This window comes from Rossellomorea vietnamensis, from assembly GCF_008180415.1.
Lineage (GTDB): Bacteria > Bacillota > Bacilli > Bacillales > Bacillaceae_B > Rossellomorea > Rossellomorea vietnamensis_C.
This window is the reverse complement of the sequence record NZ_VTEI01000014.1, coordinates 12408-30165: the sequence shown is the minus strand read 5'-3', so window position 1 is coordinate 30165 and position 17758 is coordinate 12408. Positions and strand designations below refer to the sequence as shown.

Sequence of the window (17758 nt, the reverse complement as noted above, 5' to 3'; positions counted from 1 at the left end):
GATGGTGGTGATGTTGTCACTTCAAAAAATTCCTACAGGGATTAAATTCCCTCTGTATGAAGGAGTAAAATTAATAAATGCTGCCATTGAAGAAGCTGGCCGATCTAGAGGAGAATCTAGTAATGCGCTGAAGACTTCTAATGAAGCAAAAACAACTGCCGACGATGCTAAACAGACCGCAGTTCGAACAGAAGCTCAACTTGACCAGGTAACAGGCGCCTCCACAATCGATCCAGCAGTCGAGCAAATGAAGATCGATTTAGAAGGTTTTTCACACCCCAGTCCAGACGCAAGATTGCGGTCAGAATTACAAAAGCGTGATGAACTATTGGCAGATGAAGCAGCAAAGGCAGGGAGTTTAATAAGTGTAACTCAATTCCCCTACAACGCTAAACTTGATGGTGTTATAGACGACTCACAGGTTATTCAGGATGCTTTAAATTACGCTAAGATGAATAAGATAGGTTTTGTCCTTATACCTTATACTTCAAAAGGAGTTAGGATTGTTAACCCTCTTACTGTTCCCAAAGGTGTAACGTTAATAGGTCAGGGAACTTCACAAGCGGGATACTTATCAGGTGGATCAGTAGGAATGGGGATTTTTACAAAATCTCATTTTATCCTTGATGATCTTACTGGAACAAAACCTGCAATTACTGTAGAAGACAATGCCACACTACAAAATATTGGTTTTTACTATAAATCCGTCGATACAAATCTTACAATCGGAGATGTGCCAACATTTCCATTTACCATTAAAGCAAAAGGATTTGGATACACATTAAAGAATTTATCTGTAGTAGGGGCTAGTCATTTTATTGATCTTGAAAGCTTTGAGCGTGGGACAGTAGAAGGCATTTATGGTCTGGTTACCAAGGTAGCTTTTCGAATCAGAAGATCACGTGACATCTCACGTATTAAGGATGTTCATATTAATCCGAACATCGTGTTTCCTGTAATTGAGGGAGCATCTTCTGAATATTGGAGTGAGCATTTTGTGAGTCTTCTTAAAAGGGACTTAACGATCTTTATGGTTGGAAGTGCAGATTTTTATTATTATGATAACGTCCTAGCTTGGGGATCTAATAAATTCTTGCATGTCGTACCAAGAAATTTCGTTGATTCGGATGGTGTAGTATTCGATGACTACCCGTATACTATGTCAGGGTCAAACATTGTTGCTGATAATACTAAATTTGGATTATATATAGAAAGACCGCTAAGTTTCACCATGAAATTTTCCAATCTTGAAATTGTTCCTATTTCAAAAGACGGTCAAGCCCAAGGAATAGTTATGACAGGTGGAGCAAGTGGTTTAATTGATATTGTAAATTATGAATCAAAAGGAAGTACAGGGGAGACAGACAAACATATTGTACTGGATACCAATACAGTTTCTATGGTTAATGTTAGCGGTCGATTTATACGTCCTGGTGACGATACAAACCGAACTTCGTTTGAAGATATGTTTACGGTGACCAAAGATAATAAACTGAATGCTGAAATAATTTTTTCGAAAAAAATACAGCTGGGAAGTACCGGACCGTTCACTATTCAAATGAAAATCGTCAATACCCGAATGGATTGCAGTTGAAAAACACATCTCTGGATGATGAACAAAATTTCACAATTAATCTTCGTGATGGAGCTGACGGAAAGAAACCGATTTTAGGAGTAGACAATGTAGGAGGTTTAACCGGCGGCTTCAGTAAAAATATCGCCAACGGTGCCACAGAAGTTTATGATTTGCGTGGAACTAATAATCCAAACGGAAGGGGATTTATACTTGTGTCAGCAAGTATACCAGATGCAGGTTACCTTATAGGATTCTCAGATGGAAATGCAGTCCATCAAATTAGTTTCGGAAGTGCTGTGACAGAAACAAAGGACACTGTTGGTAAGTTGAATATTTTCATGGTGTCCCCTGGGAGGTTAGGGATCCAGAATAATTATGGCTCAGAACGAATCGTAAGCGTAACTCTACTCGCAGCATCACGCTAAAATATTAACTTGCAAAAAAGAGAAGCCTACAATACGGCTTCTCTTTTTTGTCTATTAAGTTGGTTATATGCTATACCTAAAAACAACCAAATACTAAGAAATGAATATTCAGGTACAGAGATCATCATTATTAAATAAATAACAAATAAACTCAATTTTAAACCAAAGTTTTTATAAGTGTTTTTTAACTTAAATATCGGTACGAAAAATAAAACAGTGAAAATTATAACGCCAATAAAGCCATTATTAATTAGTAAAGTTGTAAAAAAGTCTGTTGAGCGAACATATCCAAAGCCGATGCCAAAAATCATACTGAAGAAATTTAGGCTAAAAAAGTAATCTAGATGATTTTCAAAGTAATATGATCGCATAATACCTGATTCAGTTTGTTGGTTGAATTTTTGTAACACAATCTTATCGAGTAATTGAAAGACAAATTCATAGTTTAATAGTATGAAAAGAATGGAAAATCCAATCAGATAAAAAATTAAGAGTTTATTACTCTTTTTGAGAGCTGAAGTAAAGTAAAAAGCAATTCCTACTAGAGCTGAGGTTGAAGTTGATAAACACAGACCAATAAAAAGCAGGATTGAGGTCTTTTTTCTCTTAGTAAAAATTGAATATATCCAAAATGGAAGCAATGTAAAAGCGAACATTGACGGTTCAAGTGCTAAGCTGTTTATTCTTTGGAAAGTAACAGAACCTATTGTCATTAGCTGATTACCTAAATTAATTGTTTCATGATCATCATATTCTCTATTAGTCAGAAAGTCTCCAAAATCATTAAAAGCTAGGTAATAAATAAATTCAAATAGACCATAAATCACAAAGAAATTGATACCTAGAAAAATATACTTTTCCCAAGATAGGGTAAAGTACCTTTTTACAAATACAAAAGTAAGTATTCCAGACAATAAGTATAGGGATTGTGTAAAAAAAGTAGTTCTAAATACCACTTTTGAAGGATTGTCAGGATCAACTAGGGTGATTCTATCAAATGCTGGAATGGTAAAAAAGCTATTCAGTAATTGTGAAATAAGGGAAAGTAGTATAAAAACAAAAATAATCATTATTAACTCTGATAAATACCCCTCTAACTGTACCTTGTATTGATTTACAAATAAAACTAATAGTAGAGATGAAAATGCTAACAAATAGCTTGGTAACGTTCCTTGAACAGTTGGAATAAGTAAAATAGATGTTATAGGAATAAAAAACGCCCACAATTTAAAAAAGTTTGTTAAGGTTCTTGGCGTTTCTAATGTAGCTGCATTCATTGGTGTCCTCCTTGGCATGTTAATATCATGTAATATATTAACACTTTAGTAAAATGAAAGGTATAGAATCTTGCAATTTCCTAATTATTAGTAGCTAAAATTGTTGAGGAAACTATACATATAGAGAGACACCTTTATAAAAGAGGGTGTCTTTTTGTATAGATATGAGGTGAAATTAATTGCTTAAAACGTTAAATCTCGAAAGGAACGTAACTGCCATTTTGGAAAATGCATATGGAATTGGTTATGAAAAAACAAACAATGAAATCTGGACAGCATCCTTTTCACTTCCGTTGGACGATCCGAAAGTGAATAAGGTCCAGGCTCTAAAGTATGTGGAAATAACCCACGATAAAGATTACATTGGATTATTCCGCGTTATCCCCAAGCAAACGGTTAAAAACGAGAATCAAAAAAGTGTAACCTTTCAACTGGAACATGTTTTAGCCACACTGATCGGCAGTACATTATTCAAATACCACCAGCTGACCAACAAATCTACAATAGAAGTCATTGACTACTTACTCGCCCAGCAAAAGGTTAAGCACTGGAAAAGAGGCAAAGTCGAGATTGTAAGATACTTTCACTATTCTTGGGAAAATGAAAATGTTGCTTCGGGAATCTTCAGTGTTCCAAAACCTTTTGATGAGCCTTATAGATGGACCTTTGACACCACTTCTTATCCTTGGACTCTCAATCTCATTAAACCTGAAACTGAGCCCGCCTGCCGCATTAAAGAGAAACATAACCTTTTAGGTATTGAGATTGAGGAAAATCCCTTGAGTGTATTCAACAGAATCTATCCTCTTGGCTATGGTGAAGGTGTTAATCAACTGGGAATTGAGTCAGTTAATGGTGGTGTCCCTTATATCGAAGATGCAGAATCCATTGCTGAAAACGGATTATTTGAAACTGTGTGGGTAGACCGGCGCTTTGAAGATGCAGCCTCTCTTATGGCCAATGGAAAAGCTTTACTTAAGAAATGGAAAGAGCCAGTAGTCACATGGAAAACATCTGCGGCTGATGTATCAAAAATAACAGGGGCTAAACTGGACGAATTAAAAGAAGGTAAGGTTGTGAGGGTGGAAGTAGAGGGATTCCCTGTCACTGATCTAAGAATTATGAAAGAGTCCAGGCGAGACATTAAAGGAGATCCCGGCAACGTGCAGCTGGAGATAGGAAATCTCGTTGAAGACTTGAGCACCACACAGGCTGATTTGGAGCGCCGGCAAAAAGTCAATGAGACATATGCCCAGGGGGCCACAAATATTGACTCCCACAATTACGTGGATAACTGCGATCAAGACCACCCTGCAGTCATCAGGTTTTATCTTCCTGCCGATTTGGTGAACGTTAATACGATGACACTCTCTTATGAAACAGAGCCATTCAGGGCTTATTCTCAGGCTACTCAGGGCGGTGGTTCAACTGTTAAGTCCACAAGTTCTGGAGGCGGCACGACGGCGACATCAAGCTCAGGAGGGGGAGTAGCGAAGTCAACTAGTTCGGGAGGCGGGACAACCCAATCGAGTACCAGTGGAGGCGGAACAACAGTTTCTAGTAGTGCTGTCAGTTTTAACGGTGTCACTTTAAGATCAGGTGTCCCAATAGGTGGAGAATTGGCTCCATATGATCAGCATGAACATTTAGTGTTAATTGATGAGGGTCAACTTGGGCATAGCCATAGTGTATCAATACCTGCTCATAACCATAGTGTGACTATACCCTCCCACTCTCATGAATTTAATGTTCCTAATCATTCGCACAATTTAACGATTCCTAATCATTCACATGAGATAACATTGCCGGATCATACTCACGAAATAAAACATGGGATATTTGAATTGTCTTCCACACCGTCAAAGGTAACTGTAAAAGTGGATGGAACTACAGTGCTTGGGGATTCGCCTTCAGGTAATGACATCGATTTAATTCCTTACCTCTCCAAGGATGACAGCGGCCGGGTAGAACGAGGGGCCTGGCATGAGGTAACGCTGACTCCTAACGGTTTAGGGCGTATCAATGCAAATATCATTTCAAGATTATTTATCTCATCGCAAATTGGAGGGACTTTCTAGTGAAGGAAATAAAGATTCTAACACATGATGGAGCTGAGTATACGGCTGCTATTGAAGAGTATGATGCTATAACTTTAAATGAGCAGCTTAATAGCCCTGAGATAAACACAGTAATCATAGGGGAGTTCATTTTCTCCAGGATAAATATAAAGAGTGTGGTTCCAATAGATGAAAGCCAGTAAGGCTTTTTTATTTTGCCTTGAGAGGAGGTGGTCCAAATAATGTATAAAGGGAGAGGGGGAGATGATCATGTCAAACACTGTGGAGGTGCCACCTGAGATGAATCATTATGATAAAGAAATCGTGGAAATGAAAAGTGACATCAAGGACCTAAAGAAAGAAGTCAGTGAGTTGAAAAGCACAACCATTCGGCATGATGAGCAAATCTCTGCGATTAATAAAACCATGGGGAATATCGAGGAAAATACAACCTGGATCAAAAGGAAAATAACAGGTGCCATAATTACAGCGATTATCTCCGGAACCATCGGAGGAGCAATCGCTATTTTTTATGTCGCAATTCAGAACTAGGGAGGAAGAATGAGAATGAAAAAGGATATTTTCACTTTAGTTGGAGGCTTTTTGTCTGCAATGTTGCTGTTTTTAGGATCTATCGATGTAAGCTTTGACTGGTTTACTCAAACAAGCATAGATGCGTTTGTCATTTTGTTAGCTGCAGCTGTGGCTTTGGTGCTTAATCTCTACGCCATTTGGAGAAACACCTTTGTCAGTAAGGATGCACAGTTACAGAAAAAAGCACTGCAAGCCCAGGGGTTAATTAAGAAATAGGAGCTGCCAATAGGCGGCTCTTTTTCATTTCATAAAAAGGAGAGGGTTAAATGTTTATTTATCCATGTAAAGGAAGACTGACTTCGCCGTTTGGTAAAGATATTTTGCAGGGGGCAGTTCGCTGGCATAACGGAATTGACTTAGCACAAGGTGGCACTGTTGAGATTGTAGCGGCAGCTGATGGAGTTGTTCATCGATCTTATCGTTCTAGCTCTTATGGTGAGGTTATTTTCTTGCTGCATAATATTGGTGGCCAAGAATATGAAACAGTTTATGCTCACCTGAAAAGCGGTTCCAGGAGAGTAGAGGAAGGTGCTAGGGTGAAACAAGGGCAAGTGCTTGGTGTAATGGGCAATACCGGGATGTCAACAGGTCAGCATCTTCACTTTGAGCTCCATAAAGGCAAATGGAATAGCAACAAGTCAAACGCAGTAGATCCACTTCTTTATTTGGGTAAAGACCTGGACGGAGATAAATACCTCAATCTTCACAAGCACATGAAAGAATGGAACCATTACGCTACCGATGTGCAGCCGGTGACAGAGAACGCTCACAAGGTACCATTAAAACCTGCTAAATTTGGTGGATTGTCTTACAAGATTGAAGGAAATCCTTATCCAAATGTCTACACCATTAAAACTGGTCAATTTGGTTACCAGAACATCTATGCTCCAAGGGATAAAGATAGCTCAATTACATCAAGTCCTGTGTACAGATAAAACAAAAGCCCTCATTCCTTATGGAGTGGGGGCTTTTTTTATTTGGTGTAAATTATTTGTATATTTTGGTAAAAATATGTTGAAATTTCCCGTCTGTAAATTACAATTAATGTAAGGTCGAGTTAAAGGGGGAATTTGCATTGAAATCAACTGGAATCGTTCGTAAGGTAGATGAATTAGGAAGGATTGTAATACCAAGAGAATTGCGTAGAACTCTCGGAATTGAAATTAAAGATCCTCTAGAAGTGTACATCGATGGTGAAAAAGTGATTCTGCAGAAATATAGACCCAGCATGGCCTGCTTTATAACGGGGGAAGTTTCAGATGATAACATTAAACTTCCTGATAGTGAACTGATAATAAGTCGTAAAGGTGCAGAAATGCTCACCCAAGAACTACATAAAACGTTAGTAACAAACTAAAGGTAAAGCCCTCACACATTCGTGGGGGCTTTTTCTTCATATTTCTTATCAATTTCTAAATCGACTTTAAAACATTCCTCAGCACAGTTAATGAATCTATACATATAGTCTGCTGGCACTTCACTCTTCTTAATCATTTCAATCAAGTCCTCTTTGGTCATGTTCCTTCACCTCTTCAGTGATATCATCTTCGTTGGCCATTACTTTTATAATCTCAAATCGATCATATGACAATTCTGATTTAATTCTTTTAATCAGCTTAAGCCCTAATATAACTTTATCTCCGTACGCATTATCGAAATGCATTGACTTGACCCCATCAGTTTCCACTATCGCTTCCAAGTTCCATTTCATATAGACCATCCACCTTAAATTTCATCCTATAAATAATACCATATAAAGAATATTTGTCTTGTTCGCCTCATAACTATTTATTAAGTAGTTCAGAAGTGGACTGCAAATATACGGTAGGGGAGAGGTTGAAATGAACATTAAGAAAGTGTCTCTTTGTTTAAACGTTGATGATCCAGAGCAAAAGACGCTTCATGATTTCGTAACCAAGCTTCCGAATGGTGATAAGCGAAACGGAAGCCAGTTTTTAAAGACACTTGTAGATAGGGAGCACCAACGATCACTCCAAAAAAAAGAGGTAATTAAGACAGCTGGGGGCGGGATCACCTTGAGATTATAACCTCCCTCCCCCAGGTCCCTTTTGTTACATTGTTACACGGTTGACACTGTCAATTGTCATGACATTTGGAAGGGGGTGATGTGATGATAGAAGGAAAGGGGTTAGGAAATAAGAAAGTGAATCGGGTAAACATTTCACTCACGAACAAGATGAGTGCCAAACTGAATAGGTTGTCCAATGCCTGCAACATGAAACCAACTACCTTGGCCTGTCTCCTGGTAGAAAAATGCCTAAACGATCCTGAGCTCGTCTTCCAGCTGCAGCAGGAGCATGGTGTTTATTCAGCCTATAAGATTGTCCCTGTGAAAGATTTCAACACAGGGGAGCTGCAGTACATTCTTAATGAGGGGTGATTAATATGGACTGGGTGAGTTTTGGGACCGGTGTAATGAGTACCATATTTTTGTTTGCTATGTGGCCAGATAATGAAGAGGCGGGTGAGGCAGAAGAAGTCATGGACCAGGAAGAAGATGTGGAGATTAATGATTTTTCAGTAAGACATGTCACTCTATCCTGCCAGACCTGTAGAAAGCTGAAAAGGCATAAGGAAGTAAGTCCAAACCTTTATCAATGCGTGAAGTGTAAAAGACATGTTGATTTAAGAGTGTCTTGACATGAATGTGTTTAGTTGTATCTACATAACATTACCAACTGGCAGCGGCAAGACCACAACCTTATATTCCCTTGTTGAACATTGCTCGTCCGCTTTACAAAGAAATGTCGTCACATTGGAAGATCCAGTTGAAAAATTCAATGATTCTCTTGTCCAGGTCCAGGTCAATGAAAAAGCAGGTGTCACATACTCCTCGGGGCTTCGCGCCATTCTAAGGCATGATCCCGATATCATCATGGTAGGGGAGATCCGGGACGAAGAAACCGCAGAGGTCGCTATCAGGGCCTCGCTGACAGGTCACCTAGTCTTGTCAACACTTCACACCAAAGATGCAAAGGGAGCGGTTTATCGGTTGATGGAGCTGGGTATTCAGTGGCATGAAATCCAGCAATGCCTTATTGGAGTTTCAGCTCAACGGCTGATCACCCTGATTTGTCCAGTCTGTGGTGAGACGTGCCTCGAGACGTGTACAAGGAATCCTCGTGATAAAAGAGCAGCAATCTATGAGATTTTAAGCGGGAAGGCTTTGAATGAAGTGCTGAAAGAAGCGAAAGGAGAACTTGCTCATTACCACTATCCCACTCTGACAAATTTGCTGCGGAAAGGCTGTGCACTTGGGTATATACCTGAGCGTGAGCTGAACAGGTGGAGAATAGAATGAAAAGAAAAAAAGGGAACATAAAAGATCATGGATCCTTTTTAAAGCGTCTGGGTGAACTCTTGTCCAATGGCTATTCTCTGACAGATGCCATCGAATTTGTATTCATTGGACACTATCAGGGGCAAGATGCCATTAAACAAAAGATGCTGTCTCAGTTACAAAATGGCTCATCCCTCTCTGCTGTCCTTCAATCTGCCGGTTTGCCGCTCCATGTTTGTACGCAGATTTATTTCGCCGAGATGCATGGGAGAATTGCAGAGACACTTATCCAGGCAGGTAAGTATTTACATGCCAGGCAAAAAGATAGAGAGGCATTAATGAAAGTGCTGACCTACCCCCTCGTATTAATTTTCATATTAATTGGTGTAATGATCCTTCTCAAAAGCGTGCTTTTCCCTCAATTTCAAATCCTTTATTCTTCCATGGGATACAGTCCGGAAAATAACTTGCGTATATTCCTCGCTATCGTCGAACGTCTTCCAGCTATATTCCTGCTGCTTCTGGTCCTTTCAGTGTTTGGGGGAGCATTGTTTTACCAGCGTTTTCAGTCTCGTACACCCTTAAAAAGGGCAGAGCTGCTCCTGCGGATTCCGCTTATTTCAAGATACTTAAGACTGCTGTACACTCAGTTCTTTTCCCGTGAAGTGAGTTTTTTATTAAACAGCGGGATGTCGATTAATCAGGCTTTGAGTGAAATGGGGAGCCAGACATACAGGCCGCTGTTCAAAGAAGCAGCAGGCCGGATGATTCAGGATTTGAGAATCGGAAAGAGTTTCCCTGAAACAGTCGAATTCTTCGGTTTGTTTACTGATGGATTTTTAGAAGTAATCAGACATGGTGAAAGAAGAGGACAGTTACCCCAGGAGCTTTTCATATACAGCCAGTTCTGTATGGAATCCCTTGAGGACAGCGGCAAAAAATTGCTGACGGTTATCCAGCCAGTTGTTTTCTTGTTCATAGGTGTGTTTATCCTTCTCATTTATTTCTCTATTATGGTGCCGATGTTCCAAGTGATGCAGTCACTAGGGTGATTATTTTGTGCTAATGTAACTTTTTGCTTCGTTTATAAACTTTTTTTCTAAAGAGCCAGCCTGGGTACATGAACTTTGCCAATGACCCATGAACATGTCCCCAAGCAGCCAGTATGGATACATGAACTCCGCCAGTCACCCAAGAACATGTCTCCAAGCAGCCAGTATGGATACATGAACTCCGCCAATCATCCGAGAACATGCCTTCAAGAAGCTGGCTTGGATACATGAACTCCGCCAGTCATCCAAGAACATGTCCCCAAGCAGCCAGTATGGGTACATGAACTCCGCCAACTAAAAAAAAAAACGCCGAATAATCAAGAGAGCTAATGTTAGAATATCTACCACTATTAACTAATTCAAATGAAGGAGCTAATGAATATGTTGAAGAACCAAAAAGGCTTTACGATGATTGAAATGATGATTGTCCTCCTGGTGATTTCGGTCCTCCTGCTCATCACAATACCCAATGTTACAAAGCAGGGGACATCCATAAACAGCAAAGGCTGTGAGGCATTCCAGAACATGGTGGCAGGACAGGTGGAAGCCTATCGCATGGAAGAAAAAAGTCTGCCGGCCGATCTGCAGGCTCTGGTTGATAAGAAGTATCTGAAAGCGGAGAATACAAAGTGCCCTGATGGAAGGACGATTACGATCAATACTGAGGGAGAGGTCCTCGTTGGAGAATAAAGGGAAGGGAAAACCAAACGGGTATACCATGCTTGAAATGCTCTTGGTTCTATCGATATCCATTACTCTTCTCTTTTTCACCTCATTGAGTTTCCTCCCATTTCGCGATGCTCTTATTAAGAAGAACTTTGTTTCTATGCTGAAAGCAGACCTTTACTATTTACAAAGTTATGCTCTCAATAAGAAAGAAAAAGTCATTCTGCAGTTTTATCCAATTCAAGGAAAATATACCGGTAAAGACTTCAGAGGGAAAAGCCTGCTGGAGAGAGCTCTTCCGGAAGGTATTTCACAATTGCCTAATACCTCTTTAGATAGGATCTTCATATATGAGAACGGTAATACAGATAAATTTGGAAGTCTTTATTATATGGCTGGTGAAGACCAGATCAAGCTGACTTTTCAGATTGGGCAAGGAAGGTTCAATGTTGAAGAGTGAGAGTGGTTATGGTACTGCGGAAGCACTGTTGTCCATTTCTTCCATCTTCATGGTTATGCTGATTTTCATCCCATTTGTTATAAATCTGGTTGTGGATCTTGAGAAAAAGGAAAGTGATTTCAGAGCTTCAAGGGTACTTTATGAACATTTGGAAGAAGACCTCTTTTCAGGAGCAGCAGAAAATCACATATACAGAAGGGAAGGGCAGGTGTTTAAAGTTATTGAGAATAAGGAAGAGGGAGGAACCTGTATCCATTACAAGGATCATATGGGCAAAGACCAACGCTTCTGCTTATCGGAGGAGGTGAGAGGTTGAGAGGCCAAAATGGATATACTCTCCTTCACGCTGTTTTTACGCTTTCTATCTTTTTGCTGGCCGCAGCCTGTGTGCCTGTGATCATGAATGGGGTACTATTTGTGGAGGATGAGCTGGCCCCTTCCAAAGAATATGAATGGAACCTGTTCAGCCAGCAATTCAGACAGGAATTCCGGGGGGCTGAGAATATTAAGGTGACGGATACATCTATTGCATTTACTAAAAGTGGTGAAGAGATTTTATACGAAAGATATGGTGATTTTCTAAGGCGGAGGGTGAACAAGAGAGGGCATGAACTTGTTCTGGGACCCGTACAGGAAACCAAGCTTTCTTCTCATGCGAATGGAATTGAGATAGCAGTGGTTTATGAAGGAGAACTTCAATGGACGGGGAGGTTCTTTACCTATGCTAAGTGAAAAAGGTTATATACTGCCTTTTGCCATGCTGCTGACAGCGGCGATTTTGGTTTTCTCCGTAAGCTCAGCTTCAATATTCATCTCCAGATATTCTTACCTGGATGTGATGGAATCTGGTTATAAAAGAGAGAGTATGGTGCTTTACACCGTAGAAAAGCTTTTAGATGAAGAGAACTCAATGGATGGTTTTTCTGTGTATCCGGATGGTATAGTACGGTATAAGGCAGTAGAAGAGGGGAGTGTGGGCATAATAACACTTACCCTTGAAACGGATGAAAAGATAGGTAAACCGGTTATGGTGACTTACCGGAGTGATACTAAAGAAATTCTTGATTGGGAGCAGGGATGAGATGATTTTTTTAATAGGATTTATGGGATCAGGCAAATCCACAATAGGGAGAGAGCTGGCAAAAGAATTAAATAATGACTGTTTGGATAGTGATCAGTTGATTGAAGAGAAGTATAAAATGACCATTGGAGAGATTTTCGCCCGGTACGGCGAGAATAGATTCAGAGAGATGGAGACAGAGATCCTCAAGGAGCTGAAGGGTGGAAAATGGAGTATAGTCATGACCGGAGGAGGAATGGCAGAACGAAAAGTCAACCGTGATCTGATGAAGAACAAAGGAAAGGTCATTTGGCTGAATTGCAGCTTTGAAGAGACAGTGAGGCGGATTGCCGGCGATACTACTCGGCCGCTGGTCAAGGAGAAGGGAATGGATGGATTGAAGGCACTCTATGAAAAAAGAATGCCTCTCTATCAATCTTCCTCAGATTTGAAGATCGAGACAGCAGGATTAACCATTGAAGAAACTGTAAAAAAAATACTGGCTGGTTTAAAGTTATAGACACGTGGTGACACTATTGATGAAGCCTGAAGGATGGTGGAATCAATGTCAATCAATGACTACGTGAAATATATGACCCAAACAGCAGTCCGGCACTTTGAGAAAACACCGCAGGAAAGAAAATCCATTAAGGAACTCCGGAAAACAGAAAAGCAGTCCTTTTTGTTCCGCTGGTTTGGTGTCATCCCCTATGCATTAATGTTTTTCTTTAAGAAGAAGTGAAAAAACGGGATTAGAAACGTAACGTTTCCATCCCGTTTTTTTGTTGTATAGAAAATTATAAAATCACCTTCTGTTGATAACTAATAGATATATTATCCACGTCCAGCTTCAGCGCCTGAGGGTCCGTACCCACTGGAACGGACTTAGCCCCTCGGGGTCAAATAACCCTCAGAGAATAAAAGGATAGTGCGCCTTTTTTCTCTGAGGAACATTTGCCTGTCGGGGCTGATCGAGGCGCTTGCGCTTTTGATCCGTCCAGCTTCAGCGCCTAGCCCCTCGGGGTCAAATAACCCTCAGAGAATAAAAGGATAGTGCGCCTTTTTTCTCTGAGGAACATTTGCCTGTCGGGGCTGATCGAGGCGCTTGCGCTTTTGATCCGTCCAGCTTCAGCGCCTAGCCCCTCGGGGTCAAATAACCCTCAGAGAATAAAAGGATAGTGCGCCTTTTTTCTCTGAGGAACATTTGCCTGTCGGGGCTGGACAAGGCGCTTGCGCTTTTGTACTTTATTGGTGAAGATAAAACAGTCCTCCGTTAATAATCTCCACATTTATTTTGGGTTCGTATTGTTCAGAAAGTGCCTGCTTTTCAACATAATAGGACTCTGGTTTTTCTTCCAGCCCATCATAGAATTGATCCAGCAAATCTAAATCTTCCTGCCAGCGTTTTCTTGCTGATTCCGCCCAGTCTGTCGGCTGCGAGAGAAGTTCTCTCTGGATCTGAGAACGGATCCTCGCAATTCCGCTGGCTGGTTTGATGATCGGCGTCAGGGTGAAGGAGAAATCAGGTATTTTAGGAGTCAGGTTTTTTTTCATGAGTTCTCTGTGGAAGTTCTCCTGCATGGCTCCGTTGATCAGATTTAACCCTATTGATTTCAGTAGGTCTTTTTTGAGATCGCATTGATAGGAAATTTTGATATTTAAACCCAGCCAAGGATGCAAGGGTGTTTGTTTTCCCGGAACAGCGGCCCTGCTTTCGTAAAGGCGGGTGTAGCTCGCCAGCTGCCGGGCCGAGCGGAAAATTTGGTGAAGGCGGGGAGAGCCGAAATGGAGCACCTCGCCTTTGATCGTCTCTGGTGCCCTGTCCTTGTTGGTAATCAAGCAAAGTCTCATCGGGTTGGGAACCCCGCCGGTCTTCTCCAGGTAATGCCAATAAAACGGGCGGTTCATCAACTCTTTGTCCATATCAATCGTAAGTTGAACGTTCATATAGCCTGGATGGTTTTCAACTATCTGGCATTCATTGGCTGTGAAGTATCTCTCAAGAAATTGATGAATTTCGTTTTGCTGCATTTTCCTGCTCCTCCTTCATCGTTTCCGCGAATTGAATCATTGCCGACAAATTATCCATCTTGATTTTCATTTCTCCTTGTGATCGAGACTTGGTGAAGATATCCTCCATGTGCTCCTCAAATTTCCCGAAATCAAGTTTTGTCAGGATGTCATCGAGCTGACCGATAACTTTTTCAAAAAGAGTAATTTTTTCATAGAGCAGCTTCAAAATATGCTCCTCGACTGTATTCTTCGTTGCAAAATTATAAATATGGACATCTTCTGTCTGGCCGAGCCTGTGGACCCTGCCGATTCTTTGTTCCAGCCTCATTGGATTCCAGGGCAGGTCAAAGTTGATGATATGGTGGCAGAATTGAAGGTTGATTCCTTCACCGCCGGCTTCTGTTGCTATCAATACTTGTGCATGGTTTTTAAACAACTCCCGCATCCAGTCTTTCTTCCCTCTTTTAAAACCGCCCCTGAATGGAACCGAGGTAATACCGTGCTGCTTGAGAAACCATTGTAGATACAGTTGTGTGGCACGGTATTCAGTAAAGATGATGACCTTATCGTTGACAGATTGTATGATTTTAAGCGCCTCTTGTGCCTTGGAATTGGATTGAACCTGTTCGACCTTTTTCATCAGCTCATTGACCCTTTGAGTGAGAATGGGGGAGGGCTGCTCTTGGCGTTCGAGCATATTTTTCAGTGTATAGAACACCGCTTCCCGGCTGCTGCACGCCTCTCTTTGCAGAGTCAACAGGGAAAAGGAACTTGATACCCATTCATCATACGGCCCCTTAAGCATATTAAAGCTGTCATAAAGATCTCTTTCCTGCTCAGTGAAATCAATGAGGACGGTTTTGACATGCCGTTTGGTCCATTCGATGCCCGTATCGCTTCTGCGGTTGCGGATCATCACTTTATTGACCAATTCCTTCAGGTGAGCATCATTGCCCACAGATCGGGAGCCTTTTTTATACTTTTCGGAAAAACCGGATTCGTTTCCGAGGTGCCCCGGCTTTAAAAGAGAGACAAGATGGAAAATCTCTTCTACCCGATTCTGAATAGGCGTAGCCGTCAGAAGAAGGCAGAATTTCTTCTTCAGATTTTGAACAAATTCGTAGTTTTTCGTTTTATGGTTTTTTAGTTTATGTGCCTCATCGATGATCACGAGGTCGTAGTCCTGATCATAAACCTTCTCTCTGTGGGGACTCCTTTTGGCTGTGTCAATAGAAGAGATGACGATATCGCATTGATCCCAGACATAACTTTTCTTTTGAGCTACAGCCGGGATGAAAAATTTTGAATTCAGTTCAATAGCCCATTGAGAAACAAGTGACGCTGGAACGAGGATCAATACTTTCTTCACCAGTCCTCGAATCATGTATTCTTTTAAAATCAATCCGGCTTCTATTGTTTTTCCAAGTCCGACTTCATCTGCTAATATCGCTTTTCCATTCATGGACTCTACAACTTGTCTGGCAACTTCAAGCTGATGGGGAAGGGGAGTAAGGTTAGACAAATGTTTCGGTGCCTGCAGCCCTTCAAAGTTCGGAATGACGGTATGTTCCTCGACCTCTACGGCCAGCTTGAACAGGTCCCAATCTGACCAGGGGCCGTCCTTCTCGATGCGGGATTCGAATTCCCTGCTCCAGCTGTCATCGAATAGTACTTCTACGTCCATAAAAACAACTCCTTATTTTAATCATAAAAATGATTGCCGAAAATGCTTCGTTAATGATAGGATGTAAGTAGATTTTTAAAGTTTAGAAATTTGTAAAAAACCGAACATTCTATTTCGAGCAGAATTCTTTATATTGTTAGTATGACCAATTTATTCAATGAATATTGGCGAATGAAAGCAAGAGGAGAGACTGTTGGATGACAGCGCCGAAGGAGCAAGCAAATTTCTTGTGAATCTCTCAGGCAAAAAGACTCTTGCCGGACGCATCTCTGGAGAGTGTTTCAGTTTTACGAAGCCACCCACGAAGAAAGCCATCAAGATGGTAAACTTTCAGGTGAAAGGACAGAGGATCTCTTAACAGGGGTTTTTCTGTCCTTTTTTGTGTGTTTGAATGACATCTCTTGTTAACCGGTCGGGACTAGTAAAGAAGGTTCGTAGAATGAAGATATCAGGCAAAGGGGGAAATATAATGGCAGAATTGAAACGAACGCCTTTATTCCAAGTCTACAAAGAAAATGGCGGGAAGTGCATCGATTTTGGCGGATGGGAGCTGCCTGTCCAATTCTCAAGCATCAAAGAAGAACATGAAGCGGTGCGCACCAAAGCCGGCTTGTTTGATGTATCTCATATGGGAGAGATTGAAGTCAAAGGCAGCGGTTCACTCGATTATCTTCAAAAAATGATGACAAATGATATTTCACGCATCAAAAACGGGGGTGCACAGTATACAGCCATGTGCTATGAAAACGGGGGAACCGTTGATGATCTGCTGGTTTATAAAATCGAGGATCACCATTATCTCCTGGTTGTCAATGCCTCCAATATTGAAAAAGACTATAAGTGGCTTCTGGATCATTCTGAAGAAAATGCCGAACTGAAAAATTTATCTGAAGAATATGCCCAGTTAGCAATACAAGGACCGCTGGCAGAACAAATTCTGCAAAGGGTGGCCAAAGACACGACCTTAAGTGATATCGGATTCTTTAAATTCCAAAATGAAGTAGACTTAAACGGCATCAAGGCACTTGTTTCAAGAACAGGTTATACAGGTGAAGATGGATTTGAAATCTATTGTGCAGCCGGAAGCGCTTCAGATCTATGGAAAGCGATCCTGGAAGCAGGCGAGCCTGAAGGTATCCTTCCATGCGGCCTCGGTGCTCGTGATACTCTTCGTTTTGAAGCGAACCTTGCCCTTTATGGACAAGAACTCTCTGCGGATATCACTCCGATAGAAGCAGGCATCGGTTTCGCTGTGAAAGTTGATAAAGAAGCCGATTTCTTTGGAAAAGAAACATTGGCTCAACATAAAAAAGAGGGCGCTCCCCGAAAACTTGCAGGGGTTGAAATGCTTGAGCGCGGAATTCCCCGCCATGGTTATAAAGTCTACGCCAATGACGAAGAGATCGGCGAAGTTACGACAGGTACACAGTCTCCTACACTTAAAAAGAATATCGGGCTTGCTCTCATTAAGTCCGAATACAGCGGCCTTGATACAGAGGTATTTGTTGAGATTCGCAATAAGAAACTTAAAGCTAAAGTAGTGCCTACACCATTCTATAAAAGACCAAAGAAGTAGCAGGGAGGGGATTCCTT

25 protein-coding genes, 1 pseudogene and 2 riboswitches are annotated in these 17758 nt (G+C 41.1%); of the genes and pseudogenes, 21 read left to right on the top strand and 5 right to left on the bottom strand.

The features are described from left to right. The first annotated feature begins 10 nt into the window (after positions 1-10). Together FZC78_RS19125 and FZC78_RS19120 are read left to right on the top strand one after the other, a co-directional pair. Positions 11-1594, top strand: coding sequence for a hypothetical protein (locus FZC78_RS19125; protein ID WP_148941683.1), 1584 nt, complete (start codon positions 11-13; stop codon positions 1592-1594). Further along, positions 1591-2001 carry a hypothetical protein gene (locus tag FZC78_RS19120; RefSeq protein ID WP_148941682.1) on the top strand — a complete coding sequence of 137 codons (411 nt, stop codon included), beginning with the start codon at positions 1591-1593 and terminating at the stop codon, positions 1999-2001. The genes FZC78_RS19125 and FZC78_RS19120 overlap by 4 nt, the downstream gene beginning before the upstream one ends. Before the next feature lie 26 nt (positions 2002-2027). On the opposite strand, the gene FZC78_RS19115 is transcribed toward FZC78_RS19120, so the two are convergent. Then, complete coding sequence (locus tag FZC78_RS19115) at positions 2028-3278, bottom strand: hypothetical protein (RefSeq protein WP_148941681.1); 1251 nt, start codon at positions 3276-3278, stop codon at positions 2028-2030. A 179-nt stretch (positions 3279-3457) separates the two neighbouring features. Between FZC78_RS19115 and FZC78_RS19110 the strand changes: the two genes are divergently transcribed. The 6 genes from FZC78_RS19110 (at position 3458) to FZC78_RS19085 (ending at position 7286) form a co-directional block, all read left to right on the top strand. Beyond that, positions 3458-5356 (top strand): phage tail protein, encoded by a 1899-nt coding sequence (locus FZC78_RS19110; RefSeq protein ID WP_148941680.1) that lies wholly within the window; start codon positions 3458-3460, stop codon positions 5354-5356. Further along, positions 5356-5538, top strand: coding sequence for a hypothetical protein (locus FZC78_RS19105; RefSeq protein WP_148941679.1), 183 nt, complete (start codon positions 5356-5358; stop codon positions 5536-5538). Before FZC78_RS19110 ends, FZC78_RS19105 begins: the two co-directional genes overlap by 1 nt. A 67-nt stretch (positions 5539-5605) precedes the next feature. Continuing rightward, complete coding sequence (locus FZC78_RS19100) at positions 5606-5887, top strand: hemolysin XhlA family protein (protein ID WP_148941678.1); 282 nt, start codon at positions 5606-5608, stop codon at positions 5885-5887. A 15-nt stretch (positions 5888-5902) separates the two neighbouring features. Beyond that, positions 5903-6145: a PTS mannose transporter subunit IID gene (locus FZC78_RS19095; protein ID WP_148941677.1), complete on the top strand. Its 243-nt coding sequence runs from the start codon at positions 5903-5905 to the stop codon at positions 6143-6145. 50 nt (positions 6146-6195) lie between these two features. Then, on the top strand, positions 6196-6864 hold the full coding sequence (locus tag FZC78_RS19090) for a M23 family metallopeptidase (RefSeq protein WP_148941676.1): 669 nt from the start codon (positions 6196-6198) through the stop codon (positions 6862-6864). A 140-nt stretch (positions 6865-7004) separates the two neighbouring features. Continuing rightward, positions 7005-7286, top strand: a complete 282-nt coding sequence (locus tag FZC78_RS19085; protein WP_148941675.1) for an AbrB/MazE/SpoVT family DNA-binding domain-containing protein — start codon at positions 7005-7007, stop codon at positions 7284-7286. A gap of 11 nt (positions 7287-7297) precedes the next feature. On the opposite strand, the gene FZC78_RS23860 is transcribed toward FZC78_RS19085, so the two are convergent. Both FZC78_RS23860 and FZC78_RS19080 read right to left on the bottom strand, forming a co-directional pair. Beyond that, positions 7298-7447 carry a hypothetical protein gene (locus FZC78_RS23860; RefSeq protein ID WP_187445014.1) on the bottom strand — a complete coding sequence of 50 codons (150 nt, stop codon included), beginning with the start codon at positions 7445-7447 and terminating at the stop codon, positions 7298-7300. Beyond that, positions 7425-7640 carry a hypothetical protein gene (locus tag FZC78_RS19080; protein WP_148941674.1) on the bottom strand — a complete coding sequence of 72 codons (216 nt, stop codon included), beginning with the start codon at positions 7638-7640 and terminating at the stop codon, positions 7425-7427. Before FZC78_RS19080 ends, FZC78_RS23860 begins: the two co-directional genes overlap by 23 nt. A 130-nt stretch (positions 7641-7770) precedes the next feature. On the opposite strand from FZC78_RS19080, the gene FZC78_RS19075 reads away from it, so the two are divergent. The 12 genes and pseudogenes from FZC78_RS19075 to FZC78_RS19020 all read left to right on the top strand — a co-directional run bounded on the left by FZC78_RS19075 (position 7771) and on the right by FZC78_RS19020 (position 13210). Next, the gene (locus FZC78_RS19075) at positions 7771-7977 is read left to right on the top strand and encodes a hypothetical protein (protein WP_148941673.1); all 207 of its coding nucleotides are present in this window, start codon (positions 7771-7773) and stop codon (positions 7975-7977) included. Positions 7978-8060: 83 nt separating this feature from the next. Then, entirely contained in the window at positions 8061-8330 is a 270-nt protein-coding gene (locus FZC78_RS19070; RefSeq protein WP_148941672.1) for a hypothetical protein, read from the top strand. Positions 8331-8335: 5 nt separating this feature from the next. Continuing rightward, entirely contained in the window at positions 8336-8590 is a 255-nt protein-coding gene (locus FZC78_RS19065) for a hypothetical protein (RefSeq protein ID WP_148941671.1), read from the top strand. A 28-nt stretch (positions 8591-8618) separates the two neighbouring features. Continuing rightward, positions 8619-9251, top strand: a pseudogene (locus tag FZC78_RS19060) (ATPase, T2SS/T4P/T4SS family); the annotation flags it as partial. Then, a complete protein-coding gene (gene comGB / locus FZC78_RS19055; protein ID WP_148941670.1) occupies positions 9248-10282 on the top strand; it encodes a competence type IV pilus assembly protein ComGB in 1035 nt (344 codons plus the stop codon). The pseudogene FZC78_RS19060 and the gene comGB, both read left to right, overlap by 4 nt. A gap of 381 nt (positions 10283-10663) precedes the next feature. Beyond that, a complete protein-coding gene (comGC, locus tag FZC78_RS19050; protein ID WP_148941669.1) occupies positions 10664-10972 on the top strand; it encodes a competence type IV pilus major pilin ComGC in 309 nt (102 codons plus the stop codon). After that, positions 10962-11408: a competence type IV pilus minor pilin ComGD gene (comGD, locus tag FZC78_RS19045; RefSeq protein ID WP_148941668.1), complete on the top strand. Its 447-nt coding sequence runs from the start codon at positions 10962-10964 to the stop codon at positions 11406-11408. Before comGC ends, comGD begins: the two co-directional genes overlap by 11 nt. Beyond that, positions 11395-11724 (top strand): hypothetical protein, encoded by a 330-nt coding sequence (locus FZC78_RS19040; RefSeq protein WP_148941667.1) that lies wholly within the window; start codon positions 11395-11397, stop codon positions 11722-11724. Before comGD ends, FZC78_RS19040 begins: the two co-directional genes overlap by 14 nt. Continuing rightward, positions 11721-12140 carry a competence type IV pilus minor pilin ComGF gene (comGF, locus tag FZC78_RS19035; RefSeq protein ID WP_148941666.1) on the top strand — a complete coding sequence of 140 codons (420 nt, stop codon included), beginning with the start codon at positions 11721-11723 and terminating at the stop codon, positions 12138-12140. The genes FZC78_RS19040 and comGF overlap by 4 nt, the downstream gene beginning before the upstream one ends. Then, the gene (comGG, locus tag FZC78_RS19030; RefSeq protein WP_187445013.1) at positions 12130-12489 is read left to right on the top strand and encodes a competence type IV pilus minor pilin ComGG; all 360 of its coding nucleotides are present in this window, start codon (positions 12130-12132) and stop codon (positions 12487-12489) included. Before comGF ends, comGG begins: the two co-directional genes overlap by 11 nt. Position 12490: 1 nt before the next feature. Then, positions 12491-12988, top strand: coding sequence for a shikimate kinase (locus FZC78_RS19025; RefSeq protein ID WP_148941664.1), 498 nt, complete (start codon positions 12491-12493; stop codon positions 12986-12988). A 45-nt stretch (positions 12989-13033) separates the two neighbouring features. Next, complete coding sequence (locus FZC78_RS19020; RefSeq protein ID WP_148941663.1) at positions 13034-13210, top strand: YqzE family protein; 177 nt, start codon at positions 13034-13036, stop codon at positions 13208-13210. Positions 13211-13713: 503 nt separating this feature from the next. Here FZC78_RS19020 and FZC78_RS19015 read toward each other — a convergent pair. Both FZC78_RS19015 and FZC78_RS19010 read right to left on the bottom strand, forming a co-directional pair. After that, entirely contained in the window at positions 13714-14499 is a 786-nt protein-coding gene (locus FZC78_RS19015; RefSeq protein ID WP_148941662.1) for a YqhG family protein, read from the bottom strand. Beyond that, on the bottom strand, positions 14468-16165 hold the full coding sequence (locus FZC78_RS19010) for a DEAD/DEAH box helicase (protein WP_148941661.1): 1698 nt from the start codon (positions 16163-16165) through the stop codon (positions 14468-14470). Before FZC78_RS19010 ends, FZC78_RS19015 begins: the two co-directional genes overlap by 32 nt. A 171-nt stretch (positions 16166-16336) precedes the next feature. Then, positions 16337-16429: riboswitch (glycine riboswitch) on the top strand. Positions 16430-16432: 3 nt separating this feature from the next. Continuing rightward, a riboswitch (glycine riboswitch) is annotated at positions 16433-16513 on the top strand. 121 nt (positions 16514-16634) lie between these two features. Between FZC78_RS19010 and gcvT the strand changes: the two genes are divergently transcribed. Next, positions 16635-17741 (top strand): glycine cleavage system aminomethyltransferase GcvT, encoded by a 1107-nt coding sequence (gene gcvT / locus FZC78_RS19005; RefSeq protein ID WP_148941660.1) that lies wholly within the window; start codon positions 16635-16637, stop codon positions 17739-17741. The last annotated feature ends 17 nt before the right edge of the window (positions 17742-17758 follow it).

Excerpts from the sequence above, each read along its gene's own strand:
- FZC78_RS19080 (WP_148941674.1), bottom strand. The coding sequence starts at position 7,640 with ATGAAATGGAACTTGGAAGCGATAGTGGAAACTGATGGGGTCAAGTCA.
- FZC78_RS19025 (WP_148941664.1), top strand. The coding sequence starts at position 12,491 with ATGATTTTTTTAATAGGATTTATGGGATCAGGCAAATCCACAATAGGG.
- FZC78_RS19090 (WP_148941676.1), top strand. The coding sequence starts at position 6,196 with ATGTTTATTTATCCATGTAAAGGAAGACTGACTTCGCCGTTTGGTAAA.
- FZC78_RS23860 (WP_187445014.1), bottom strand. The coding sequence starts at position 7,447 with ATGACCAAAGAGGACTTGATTGAAATGATTAAGAAGAGTGAAGTGCCA.
- comGC (WP_148941669.1), top strand. The coding sequence starts at position 10,664 with ATGTTGAAGAACCAAAAAGGCTTTACGATGATTGAAATGATGATTGTC.
- comGG (WP_187445013.1), top strand. The coding sequence starts at position 12,130 with ATGCTAAGTGAAAAAGGTTATATACTGCCTTTTGCCATGCTGCTGACA.
- FZC78_RS19015 (WP_148941662.1), bottom strand. The coding sequence starts at position 14,499 with ATGCAGCAAAACGAAATTCATCAATTTCTTGAGAGATACTTCACAGCC.
- gcvT (WP_148941660.1), top strand. The coding sequence starts at position 16,635 with ATGGCAGAATTGAAACGAACGCCTTTATTCCAAGTCTACAAAGAAAAT.
- FZC78_RS19020 (WP_148941663.1), top strand. The coding sequence starts at position 13,034 with ATGTCAATCAATGACTACGTGAAATATATGACCCAAACAGCAGTCCGG.
- FZC78_RS19075 (WP_148941673.1), top strand. The coding sequence starts at position 7,771 with ATGAACATTAAGAAAGTGTCTCTTTGTTTAAACGTTGATGATCCAGAG.
- FZC78_RS19040 (WP_148941667.1), top strand. The coding sequence starts at position 11,395 with ATGTTGAAGAGTGAGAGTGGTTATGGTACTGCGGAAGCACTGTTGTCC.
- FZC78_RS19095 (WP_148941677.1), top strand. The coding sequence starts at position 5,903 with ATGAAAAAGGATATTTTCACTTTAGTTGGAGGCTTTTTGTCTGCAATG.
- FZC78_RS19125 (WP_148941683.1), top strand. The coding sequence starts at position 11 with ATGTTGTCACTTCAAAAAATTCCTACAGGGATTAAATTCCCTCTGTAT.
- FZC78_RS19115 (WP_148941681.1), bottom strand. The coding sequence starts at position 3,278 with ATGAATGCAGCTACATTAGAAACGCCAAGAACCTTAACAAACTTTTTT.
- FZC78_RS19065 (WP_148941671.1), top strand. The coding sequence starts at position 8,336 with ATGGACTGGGTGAGTTTTGGGACCGGTGTAATGAGTACCATATTTTTG.
- comGB (WP_148941670.1), top strand. The coding sequence starts at position 9,248 with ATGAAAAGAAAAAAAGGGAACATAAAAGATCATGGATCCTTTTTAAAG.
- FZC78_RS19070 (WP_148941672.1), top strand. The coding sequence starts at position 8,061 with ATGATAGAAGGAAAGGGGTTAGGAAATAAGAAAGTGAATCGGGTAAAC.
- FZC78_RS19100 (WP_148941678.1), top strand. The coding sequence starts at position 5,606 with ATGTCAAACACTGTGGAGGTGCCACCTGAGATGAATCATTATGATAAA.
- FZC78_RS19010 (WP_148941661.1), bottom strand. The coding sequence starts at position 16,165 with ATGGACGTAGAAGTACTATTCGATGACAGCTGGAGCAGGGAATTCGAA.